The following is a 10,965-nucleotide window of genomic DNA, read 5'->3' as shown; positions in this document are numbered from 1 at the left end:
GGCTCGCGTTTGCGTGGCCGTCGCGTAGGCGACGAAGGAGCAAGCGGCGGTCGCGCAAACGCGAGCCAAGAGGGGCCGCGAACACCCAGCGCCGCAGGCGCTGGCAAAACCAACACAGGGGCCACGAACACCCAGCGCCGAAGGCGCTGGAAAACGAATACAGTGCGAGACTGTGTTGCATGCCACCATCGCGCAGCGGGCGCCGAGAAGCGCAGCACGACGGCAACGCCGTGTGCGAGGTCGACGCTGTCGCTCGCAGTGACGCCGCCATCCGGGCGACGGCCGCCGAATTGATCGGGCTCTCGCACTCGATTCACGACGAACCCGAGCTGGCGTTCGAGGAGACCCGCAGCGTCGCCAAGACCATGACACCGCTGGCCGAGCGCGGCTTCGAGATCGAGAGCGGGGTCGCCGACCTGCCGACGGCCTTCCGCGCGCGCTACGGCAGCGGGTCCCTGACCGTCGGTCTCTGCGCGGAGTACGACGCGCTGCCCGAGATCGGGCACGCCTGCGGGCACAACATCATCGCCGCTGCCTCGGTGGGCGCGGCGCTGGGGCTCGCCGAGGTCGCCGACGCGCTGGATCTCACCGTGCTGGTGTTCGGCACGCCCGCCGAGGAGAGCGGCGGCGGCAAGGTGCTCATGCTGGAGCGCGGAGTCTTCGACGACGTCGCGATGGCGATGATGGTGCACCCGGGTCCGCTCGACATCGTCGGCGCCCGCTCGCTGGCTCTGGCCGACGTGTCGGTGGTCTTCCATGGACGGGAGGCGCACGCCAGCGCGGCCCCGGAGCAGGGTCGCAACGCGGGTGACGCGGTGACCGTCGCGCAGGTTGCTCTGGGGTTGCTACGGCAGCATCTCCTGCCTGGCCAGCAACTGCACGGTATAGTCGGCGACGGTGGCGTAGCTCCCAACATCGTGCCCGGACGTGCGGAACTGCTGTATTACCTACGCGCAGTCGACTCCGCATCCCTCGACGATCTGACGCGACGAGCGTCGGCTTGCTTCGAGGCGGGCGCCCTCGCGACCGGCTGCACCCACGAAATCCGGACGCTCGCGCCGACGTATACCGAGCTGACCCCGGATCCGGAATTACTGCTGGCCTATCGCGAGCAGCTCACCGGATTGGGACGCGTGCCGCTCGCTCCGGAGTTCGAGGCGCAGCGGCCGCTGGGCAGCACCGATATGGGCAACGTCACCAACGTCATTCCGGGCATTCACCCGGTCATCGGCATCGATGCCGGTGGTGCGGTGACACATCAGCCAGGCTTCGCCGCGGCCAGCGTCAACGCCTCGGCGGATCGTGCGGTCCTCGACGGTGCGCTCGCGCTCGCGCGTACCGCAATCGCCGTCGCCCGCGATGACATCCATAGAGACAGGTTGTTGCAACGGCTAGTTCAACGACAGGAGGACATTCGGTGAGCACAACCGGCCGTTCGGCGGCGCAGGCGACGGGCCCGGCAGCGGGCGTCCGCGTGGCCACGGAGGGCCCCGGCAGCTCCGCAGCGTCGAAGACCGTGGGATCCGGGCGGGAAGCGGTGGAGTCGTGGCTGGCCGACCACACGGTCGATCTCGTCCAGTGGCGCAGGCACATCCACGCCAACCCGGAACTGTCCCGTACCGAGTTCGGCACGACCGAGTTCGTCTCGGCGTGGCTGACCAAGGCGGGTCTGACGCCGCAGGTTCTGCCCGGCGGCACCGGCTTGATCTGTGATATGGGACCGGACGGCCCGCGCATCGGCCTGCGCGCCGACATGGACGCGTTGCCCCTGCAGGAGTTCACCGGACTGCCCTTCGCCTCCACGGTGCCGGGCGTGTCGCACGCGTGCGGCCACGACGCGCACACCACCATCCTGCTCGGCACGGCACTGGCCTTGGCCGAGGCGCCGGAACTGCCGGTCGGCGTGCGGCTGGTCTTCCAGCCCGCCGAGGAGATCATGCCGGGCGGCGCGATCGACGTGGTCGCCGCCGGTGCGATGACGGGCGTGGAGCGGATCTTCGCGCTGCACTGCGACCCGCGCCTCGAGGTGGGCCGGATCGGCATCCGCGTTGGCGCGATCACCTCCGCCGCCGACACCATCGAGTTGGTGCTCGACTCGCCGGGCGGCCATACCTCCCGTCCGCACCTGACCAGTGACCTGGTCTACGCGATCGGTTCGGTCATCACCGGACTGCCCGGCCTGCTCAGCCGCCGTATCGATCCGCGCACCAGCACCGTGATGGTGTGGGGCGCGGTGAGCGCGGGGAAGGCGCCCAACGCCATTCCGCAGACCGGCATGCTCACCGGCACCATCCGCACCGGAGATCACGGCACCTGGTCGTTGCTGGAGCCGATGGTGCGCGAGATCGTCGACGGCCTGCTGGCCCCGACGGGCGTGCGCTACCAGCTGAACTACCGGCGCGGCGTGCCTCCTGTGGTCAACGACGAGCATTCCACCCGCATCTTCGAGGACGCGATCCGCGCGCTCGGCCCCGACGCGCTGGCCGACACCCCGCAGTCCGGCGGCGGCGAGGACTTCTCCTGGTACCTGGAGAAGGTGCCGGGCGCGATGGCGCGCCTGGGCGTCTGGTCCGGCGAGGGCGAACAGCTGGATCTGCACCAGCCGACCTTCGACATCGATGAGCGGGCGCTCGCGGTCGGTGTCCGGGTGCTGAGCAATCTCGTGCTCGACGCGGGCTCTGCTTGATTTCCAGCGCCTGCGGCGCTGGGTGTTCGCGGCCCCTTCGTGGCGCGCGTCCGAGCGGGCGAGACTCGCGCCTGCGGCGCATGCGCTTCGCCCACTTGGACGCGCGCCGGGCCGCGAACGGTGCTCGATGGCCTCGCACCCGAGGGGGCTGGGAGTGCGCCGACGGCATGGCCGCCCCGGGAGGGACGGCCGTGCCGTCGGCGTTGCGGTGTGACGCGGGTCAGCCGAAGTTGCCCGGGCCGACGTTGCGGCTGTTGCGAGTGCGTAGGGCGTGCACATAATCCTCTGGCGCGCCCGCTTTTTCGGCAGCGTCGGCGATCACGCCGATATAGCGCGCCGAGGGCAGGCCGCCCTCGTAGGCGTCCAGCACGTAGAGCCAGGCCAGCGTGGGTTCGCCGCCGTCGGCGTTGCGGGTGACGCGCAAGCGGATCTTCTTGTGGACACCGAAGTCCGAACCCTCCCACCGGTCCAGCCGCTGCTCGTCCTCCGGCGACACGTCGTAGAGCACGACGAACACCCGGGAACCCGGGTCCTCGACGACCGTCGCGAGAGGCCCTTCCCAGCCGATGTCGTCACCGGCAAAGGTCAGCCGCCAGCCCTCCAACCAGCCCGTCCCGGACATGGGGGAGTGCGGACAGCGCTCGAGCATCTGCGTCGAGTCCATGTTGGACCCGTAAGCGGCATAGATCGGCACCAGCAAAGGGTAGCCAATAATCTTCACAGACCGCGTTCGATTGCCGCACCTGCGGCGCGGCGCGCGGCGGGGACCCGTTGCGCAGCGGTAACGCGGTCGGTGGTGCGAGGTGGTTGCCGGATAACGTTTACCCCGTGCCGGAGATCCCGGCGCGAAGCACGAGCGGAGGTATCAATGACCCGCATCGCGATCATCGGTGGCGGACCGGCCGGCTATGAGGCGGCCCTGGTGGCGGCCCAGCACGGAGCGTCGGTGACGCTGATCGATTCCGACGGGATCGGCGGGGCGTGCGTGCTGTGGGACTGCGTCCCTTCGAAAACCTTCATCGCCTCGACCGGCGTGCGCACCGACCTGCGCCGCGCTCGCGATCTCGGCATCACCCTGGACCCGAACCAGGCGCAGGTGCAGCTGACCGAGGTGAACGCGCGCGTGAAGGCGCTGGCGCTCGCGCAGTCCTCCGACATCCGCTCGAAGTTGCAGACCGTCGGAGTGACCGTGCTGGCAGGCTACGGGGAACTGATCGAACGCGGCGGCGGCCTGGCCGCGCACCGGGTGCTGGCCAAGCTGGCCGACGGCGCGCAGCAGACCATCGAGGCCGAGGTCGTGCTGATCGCCACCGGCGCGAGCCCGCGCGTGTTGCCGGGCGCGGAACCGGACGGTGAGCGCATCCTCAACTGGCGGCAGCTCTATGACCTGGAGGAACTGCCGGAGACCCTGGTGGTCGTCGGTTCCGGTGTGACGGGCGCGGAGTTCGTCTCCGCCTACACCGAGATGGGTGTGCGGGTGAGGCTGGTCTCCAGCCGCGACCGCGTGCTGCCCGGCGAGGACGCCGACGCCGCGCTGGTGCTGGAGGACGCGCTCGCCGAGCGCGGCGTCGAACTGGTCAAGCACGCGCGCGCGGACGCGGTGGAGCGCACCGCCGACGGCATCGTGGTGAAGCTCTCCGACGGGCGCACCGTTTCCGGCTCGCACGCGCTGATGACCGTCGGTTCGACGCCCAACACGGGAGGCCTCGGGCTGGAGCGGGTCGGCATCGAACTCGACCGCGGTGGTTACCTGCGGGTGGACCGCGTGTCGCGCACCTCGGTGCCCGGCATCTACGCAGCGGGCGACTGCACCGGCCTGCTGCCGCTGGCCTCGGTGGCCGCGATGCAGGGACGCATCGCGATGTACCACGCGCTCGGCGAGGGTGTCAGCCCGATTCGCCTGAAGACCGTTGCCTCCGCGGTGTTCACCCGGCCGGAGATCGCGACCGTGGGCGTCAGCCAGACCGCGATCGACAACGGCGAGGTTCCCGCGCGCACGGTGATGCTGCCGCTGAACACGAACCCGCGCGCCAAGATGTCGAGTCTGCGGCGTGGTTTCGTCAAGATCTTCTGCCGTCCCGCGACCGGCGTGGTGATCGGCGGCGTCGTCGTCGCGCCGATCGCCTCGGAGCTGATCCTGCCGATCGCCCTTGCGGTGCAGAACAATCTGACGGTCAACGACCTGGCCCAGACCTTCTCGGTGTACCCGTCGCTCACGGGTTCGGTGACCGAGGCGGCGCGGTTGCTGATGCGGCACGACGACCTCGACTGACCTCTTTCCGGCGCATCCGGTGTCGTGTCCGATTTCGGACATCGTGCCCGGTGAACTCGGGGCAGGCACGGGATGCGGGCGCTCTTGCCAGCCATGGCTATTCGCCGCGTTGCCCATCGTGCGCACATGTGGTTCACTCTCGGCAGAGATGCGATCGAAGGACGGTCGCGGAGTTCGGTGTGGGGGGAAGGGTCCTTTCCGAATCGGCACGGCGAACGGCCCGGGTCGTTCGACGATCAGGCGTCTCACCCAGGGACAACTGTATGCGGCCGATTCGGCCGCACCCGGGAAGGAAGCGCGAAAAGTGAAACATCGTAAGCCGAGTCGGGCGCAGCGAGCGATGGCGAGCACCTCGTTGCCACTGGCCACAGCGGCTGCAGTGGCCACTCTCTTCGCTGCGCCTGCGGGGGCGGCTCCGAACGATCCGACCACTCCGCCGACGCCTGCTCCCACGCAGCCGGGTGTGAACGAGTCGCCGAGCACCCCGGAGACCACGCAGCCAGAGCCGAACAAGCCCGAGTCCAAGCAGGATTCGGAGAAGCCGGAGAGCAAGCCGACGCCGCGTCAGCCGGGCGTCACCACGCCGGAGTCGGACCACGCCGCGCCCGACCAGAAGGATCCGAAGCTCGCCAAGCCGACCCAGCCGGGCGTGACCCCCCCGCGTGTCGCGCCGCTGCCGGTCCCCGGCCAGCAGAAGCCGAGTGACCCGCAGGCCGCGGTCTCTCCGGACCAGGCCGCGCCGCAGCCCGGGCAGCAGGCGGCTCCGCAGCCCGGCCAGCAGGCCGCGCCGCAGCAGGACGCCCAGAGCGACAACGCCCCGGCACGGCAGCCGGAGAGCTCCACGCTGGTACAGCCGCAGGCGCAGCCGCGCTGGCAGGCGCCACGCATGGAGGCAGCCCCGGCCGCCCCGGTCGTGGAGATGACCGGTCCGCACGCGGAGATCGGCGCGAACATCGACGGCGGCACCTTGCTGCCGGGCCATGTGGCCAACACCCACCACTTCAGTAACGAGGCCGGGTACGTCGGCACCATCGGCTACCGCACGCCGACCGGCGCGGGCGAAGCCGGTGTCTCGGTGGAGTTCGTCGACAAGAACACCGTCAAGCTGACCACCTACACCGGTGGCGAGGGCCTGGCGTCGAACAACACCACCTCGGTGTTCGACACCACGCAGCTGAACCAGGCCAAGGCCGCGGTGGAGGACTGGATCCGCGAGCAGCCGGGCGGCGCGGCCGCCCTGGAAGCCGCCGCACAGGTTAAGCTTCCGCTTCAGCCGGGCGACTTCGCTCCGCAGACCGTCGACGTGGGTGGTGCCACCACGCAGTGGGGTGGTTCACTCCAGTACTGACACGTGCTGTTTTCGACGGGTGGGGCGGCCGTTCGCGGCCGCCCCACTTGTGTGTCCTGGGAAAGGATTGGGTGTGACCTCCGAGGGTGATGCGAGGGAGAACGAATCCGACCAGTCCGGTTCGGAGTTCGGTCCGTCGTTGGGGGAGTTCGGGCCGCCGGTCTCCGAGTTCGGGCCGCCCGTCGCGGAATTCGGTCCCCCGATGGGCGCGAACACCGGCCCGGGCTGGCAGGTGCCGCAGCAGTCGACCGACCACCCCGAACTCACCTGGCGTCCGGCAGGGCAGCCGGAGACGACGCCCGCACTGTCTCCGCAGTTTCGCGCACCGGATTCGACGGTCTACTCCGAACGGCCGGTAGCGCCGCCGGCGGCTGCCCAGCCCCAGCCGCCTGCCGCGGAGGCCGCGCGCCCGCAGCCCAAGGACGGCGAGCAGGACTCGTGGTGGAACCGGCCGACGCTGGAAGGCGGCGTTCCGAAGCCTCCGCCGCCGTCCGAGTCGGCTCTGTCCTGGGCCGAGGACCCGGTCGCCATGCGGCTTGCGCTGCGCCTTCCCGAGAAGCCCCCGCCTGCGCGGCGTAGTCCCTCACGGCGCTGGGTCGTGCTGGGGACGCTCGCGGCGGTGGTGGCGTTGGTCGCGCTGACGGTGACCATCGTGATGGCCGGCGGCAGCGATGACGGCCAGGACGGCACGGCTGCTTCGGCCCCCACCAGCGCCGTGGCGATGAACTGCCCGACCCGCACCGAGGGCAATGTCACCTTCGGCAACGGCCCGGGTGATACGAGCAGTGGGCTCCGCGCGATTCTCGGCTTCGAGCATGCGTACTATTCCGAGCGCAGCGCTACCCGCGCGCACACTTTCGTGGCACCGGGCGCGAACGTCGAACCGCCTGTCGACCTGCAGAAGACCATCGACCAGCACATCCCGCAGGGCACGGCCTATTGTCTGCGGATCGCGGAGATGGCCCCCGACCGCTTCAACGTCGAGCTCACCGAACGCCGCCCCGACGGCACCGAGGCCAAGTACTTCCCCGTGATCACCACCGTGAACCTGGACGGACGGACCCTCATCTATCTGATCGATTGAGCCTATACTCTCAAAATGTGAGATTCTGATTTCAGAGTCTGGTATGAATGTGCGACAGTGGGGTATCGCGCATTCCTCGGAGGTGTCCATGTCGTCGATCACTCCACCGTTGGCCCGGCGGCTCGACGGTCTGCAGAGTTCGGCGATTCGCGATCTGCTGAAGCTGACCGCCCGCGGTGACGTCATCAGCCTCGCTGGCGGTCTGCCCGATCAGCAGCTCATGCCGCGCGATCGGATCGCGTTGGCGGCCGAGGCGGCGCTGCTCGATCACTCGAAGTTGCAATACACCGAGTCGGCCGGGTGGGGGCCGTTGCGTGAAGTGCTTTCGGCACGGGAGTCGGCACGGCTGGGGCGTTCGGTACCAGTGGATGAGGTGTTCGTAACGCATGGCTCGCAGCAGGCGCTGTCGCTGCTGAGTGAGGTGCTGCTGGACCCGGGTGCGCTGGTGGTGATCGAGGACCCGGCGTATGTCGGTGCGTTGCAGGTATTCCGGGCGGCGGGCGCGCGGATCGTAGCCGTGCCGATCGATGCCGAGGGCATGCGAATAGACGCGCTCACCGAACTGCTCGATCGTGGAGAGCGCCCTGCGTTGGTGCACACGGTGAGCAACTTCCATAATCCGCGCGGTGTCACTATGAGTCCGGATCGCCGCCGCGGGCTCGCCGAACTCGCCGATCGTTACGGCTTCTGGGTGATCGAGGACGATCCGTACGGCGAGCTGTGGTTCGATCGGCCATCGCCGGAGCCGATCGCGTCGCACTCGCCCAACGTGATCCGGCTGTCGAGTGTCTCGAAGACCCTGGCGCCGACGCTGCGGGTGGGTTGGTTGGTCGCGCCGAATGCGGTGTGCCGGGGAGTGGAACTGTTGAAGCAGGGGGCGGACCTGTGCGGTTCGGCGTTGACTCAGCAGATCGCCGCGGATCTACTGGCCGACACCGACTGGCTGGCGACACATGTCGATAGGCTCCGGCGCGTCTACGGTGAGCGGGCGCGGGCACTCGTCGGTGTGCTTCGCGATCGCTTCGGCGACCGGGTGGTGAGCACCGACGCCTCGGGTGGCATGTTCGTGTGGGTCGATTTCACCGACGGCACCGATACCACCGAACTGCTCCCGCGTGCCATCGAACACGGAGTCGCCTACGTCCCCGGCTCGGCATTCGCGGTGGCTACGGCTTACCGCAATTCGATGCGCATGTGCTTCACCACCTCCGAGAGCGCGACCCTGTTCGAGGCGGTCGACAGGCTCGCGCGTGCCGTGGGCGAATAGTGATCGTCCCGCCGGCCACCGCTGCGCTGCCGGCTGACGGGCTGCCGGATGCCGGTGCGCTGGTCCGGTCGAATCCGGTGCGCTCGGCCACGGGCGCGGACCCCGCACCCCGTGGCCGCGGATGGCGGCTCAGCCGTCGTTGACGCCTGGTTGCAGGTAGTTCGTGACCTGCCACACGTATCCGCTGCCGGAGCGAACGCAGCCGAGAACCGCTTTGCGCTGGACTCCGTTGCCTACGTCCACGTAGTCCTGCGCCGTTGCTCCGGGGACTTTGCACGGCTGACCGGGCTGGGCGGCGTGCGCCGACGGCGCGACGAGGGCCAGGATGCCGGCGGTCAATGCGCCGACAGCCAGCGCGGATGCGGTACGTCTCATAACGGTTCGTTCCTTCGGTCGAGTGATCCTTACGTGGACATGGACGGCGAGGATGCGAAGACCGTTCCATTGCGTGACGCGGATCACTTCCGAGTTGTGTGACTTTGCGCGGGTCCACATGGCAACCGCGCTGCACACCCCCCCATCGACGGAAGCCGCGACCGTGCGCGAAGTGCGGTCGTCAGTCCACCCAGCCGTAGGTCCGCTCGACGGCCTTGTTCCACGCGGCGTAGTGCTCGGACCGGTCGGCGTCCGACATCGCGGGGTGCCAGGTCTTGTCGGCGGTCCAGTTGGCGCGGATGTCGTCGGTGCCCGCCCAGTAACCGACGGCGAGCCCGGCCGCGTACGCCGCGCCGAGCGCCGTGGTCTCGTTGACCACCGGGCGCACCACGGGCACGTCGAGGATGTCCGATTGGAACTGCATGAGCAGGTCGTTGCCGACCATGCCGCCGTCCACCTTCAACGTGGTCAGCTCCAGGCCGAGCCGCTGGGACTCGGCGTCCGCGCGCATCGCGTCGACCACCTCACGGGTCTGGAACGCGGTGGATTCCAGCACCGCGCGCGCGAGGTGTGCTTTGGTGACGAAACGGGTGAGCCCGGCGATCACGCCGCGCGCGTCCGGACGCCATCGGGGAGCGAACAGCCCAGAGAAGGCGGGAACGATGTAGGCGCCGCCGTTGTCGTCGACGCTGCGGGCCAGCGGCTCGATCTCGTCGGCGGCGGAGATGACGCCCAGGTTGTCCCGGAACCACTGCACCAGCGAGCCGGTGACCGCGATCGAGCCCTCCAAGGCGTACACCGCGTCCGCGTCACCGAGGCGGTAACACACCGTGGTGAGCAGGCCGTGTTTGCTGAACACCGGTGTCGTCCCGGTATTCAGCAGCATGAAATTGCCTGTGCCGTAAGTGTTCTTGGCCTCGCCCGGCGACAAGCAGGCCTGGCCGAAGGTGGCGGCCTGCTGGTCGCCGAGGATGCCCGCGACCGGCACCCCGGCCAGCGGTCCGGAACTGATCGGGGCGTAGACCTCCGAGGAACTGCGCACCTGCGGCAGCATCGACTCCGGCACGCCGAACTCCGCGCAGATCTCCGAATCCCACTGCAAGGAGCGCAGGTCCAGCAGCATGGTGCGGGAGGCGTTGGTCACGTCGGTGATGTGCTCGCCGGTGAGATTCCACAGCACCCAGCTGTCGACGGTGCCGAAGCACAGCTCGCCCGCCTCCGCGCGCTCGCGCACACCGGGCACGTTGTCCAGGATCCAGCGCAGCTTCGGCCCCGCGAAATAGGTGGACAGCGGGAGTCCGGTGCGATCCTGGTAGCGGGCCGGTCCCGCGTCGCCGCCCAGTTCGGCGCACAGCCGGTCGGTACGGGTGTCCTGCCAGACGATCGCGTTGTACACCGGCCGCCCGGTCGCGCGATCCCACACCACCGTCGTCTCGCGCTGGTTGGTGACCCCCACCGCGGCGATGTCCTCAGCGCCGAGTCCGCTGCGCTCCAGCACGTCGCCGAGGACGAATTCGGTATCGCGCCAGATGGTTTCGGGATCGTGCTCAACCCAGCCCGGTTGCGGGAAGATCTGCTCGTGCTCACGCTGGGCGACGCCGACGAGGTGCCCCTGACGGTCGAAGACGATGCACCGAGTCGAGGTCGTGCCCTGATCGATGGCGGCCACATAGCGACGCATGCGCTGAGTTTATTGGCTGTGTTGGTTTTTCCAGCGCCTGCGGCGCCGGGTGTTCGCGGCCCGGCTCCCGTTTGCGCGACCGCCGCTTGCTCCTTCGTCGCCTACGCGACGGCCACGCAAACGCGAGCCGGGCTGTGTTGGTTTTTCCAGTGCCTTCGGCACTGGGTGTTCGCGGCCCCCTCATGGCTCACGTTTGCGCGACCGCCGCTTGCTCCTCCCGCCGCCGCCAAGTTCACGGCGGTCCAGGACGGC

The 10,965-nt window shown here is 69.2% G+C and carries 9 protein-coding genes; 6 read left to right on the top strand and 3 right to left on the bottom strand.

What is annotated here, in order from left to right; genetic code table 11:
- The first annotated feature begins 179 nt into the window (after positions 1-179).
- Positions 180-1,421, top strand: a complete 1,242-nt coding sequence (locus ABZ420_RS35460; protein WP_357132417.1) for a M20 family metallopeptidase — start codon at positions 180-182, stop codon at positions 1,419-1,421.
- A 95-nt stretch (positions 1,422-1,516) separates the two neighbouring features.
- The gene (locus tag ABZ420_RS35455; protein WP_357132423.1) at positions 1,517-2,686 is read left to right on the top strand and encodes a M20 family metallopeptidase; all 1,170 of its coding nucleotides are present in this window, start codon (positions 1,517-1,519) and stop codon (positions 2,684-2,686) included.
- Between the two features lie 220 nt (positions 2,687-2,906).
- On the opposite strand, the gene ABZ420_RS35450 is transcribed toward ABZ420_RS35455, so the two are convergent.
- Complete coding sequence (locus ABZ420_RS35450) at positions 2,907-3,380, bottom strand: gamma-glutamylcyclotransferase (RefSeq protein ID WP_357132415.1); 474 nt, start codon at positions 3,378-3,380, stop codon at positions 2,907-2,909.
- Positions 3,381-3,554: 174 nt separating this feature from the next.
- Here ABZ420_RS35450 and ABZ420_RS35445 point away from each other — a divergent pair, with 174 nt between their 5' ends.
- The 4 genes from ABZ420_RS35445 (at position 3,555) to ABZ420_RS35430 (ending at position 8,657) form a co-directional block, all read left to right on the top strand.
- The gene (locus tag ABZ420_RS35445; protein WP_357132412.1) at positions 3,555-4,958 is read left to right on the top strand and encodes an NAD(P)H-quinone dehydrogenase; all 1,404 of its coding nucleotides are present in this window, start codon (positions 3,555-3,557) and stop codon (positions 4,956-4,958) included.
- 463 nt (positions 4,959-5,421) lie between these two features.
- Entirely contained in the window at positions 5,422-6,306 is an 885-nt protein-coding gene (locus ABZ420_RS35440; protein WP_357132409.1) for a hypothetical protein, read from the top strand.
- 73 nt (positions 6,307-6,379) lie between these two features.
- Complete coding sequence (locus ABZ420_RS35435) at positions 6,380-7,390, top strand: hypothetical protein (protein ID WP_357132406.1); 1,011 nt, start codon at positions 6,380-6,382, stop codon at positions 7,388-7,390.
- Positions 7,391-7,478: 88 nt separating this feature from the next.
- A complete protein-coding gene (locus tag ABZ420_RS35430; protein WP_357132420.1) occupies positions 7,479-8,657 on the top strand; it encodes a PLP-dependent aminotransferase family protein in 1,179 nt (392 codons plus the stop codon).
- 129 nt (positions 8,658-8,786) lie between these two features.
- Here ABZ420_RS35430 and ABZ420_RS35425 read toward each other — a convergent pair whose 3' ends face one another.
- Together ABZ420_RS35425 and glpK are read right to left on the bottom strand one after the other, a co-directional pair.
- Positions 8,787-9,032 carry a hypothetical protein gene (locus ABZ420_RS35425; RefSeq protein ID WP_357132403.1) on the bottom strand — a complete coding sequence of 82 codons (246 nt, stop codon included), beginning with the start codon at positions 9,030-9,032 and terminating at the stop codon, positions 8,787-8,789.
- Between the two features lie 181 nt (positions 9,033-9,213).
- Complete coding sequence (gene glpK, locus ABZ420_RS35420; RefSeq protein ID WP_357132400.1) at positions 9,214-10,713, bottom strand: glycerol kinase GlpK; 1,500 nt, start codon at positions 10,711-10,713, stop codon at positions 9,214-9,216.
- Positions 10,714-10,965: the final 252 nt, after the last annotated feature.

The organism is Nocardia sp. NPDC005745 (assembly GCF_040630775.1).
Lineage (GTDB): Bacteria > Actinomycetota > Actinomycetes > Mycobacteriales > Mycobacteriaceae > Nocardia.
The sequence above is the reverse complement of the archived record's forward strand: the minus strand, read 5'-3'. Positions and strand labels throughout refer to the sequence as shown.

Coding starts and splice junctions, on each gene's coding strand:
- ABZ420_RS35460 (WP_357132417.1), top strand. CDS start 180: ATGCCACCATCGCGCAGCGGGCGCCGAGAAGCGCAGCACGACGGCAAC.
- ABZ420_RS35425 (WP_357132403.1), bottom strand. CDS start 9,032: ATGAGACGTACCGCATCCGCGCTGGCTGTCGGCGCATTGACCGCCGGC.
- ABZ420_RS35445 (WP_357132412.1), top strand. CDS start 3,555: ATGACCCGCATCGCGATCATCGGTGGCGGACCGGCCGGCTATGAGGCG.
- ABZ420_RS35430 (WP_357132420.1), top strand. CDS start 7,479: ATGTCGTCGATCACTCCACCGTTGGCCCGGCGGCTCGACGGTCTGCAG.
- glpK (WP_357132400.1), bottom strand. CDS start 10,713: ATGCGTCGCTATGTGGCCGCCATCGATCAGGGCACGACCTCGACTCGG.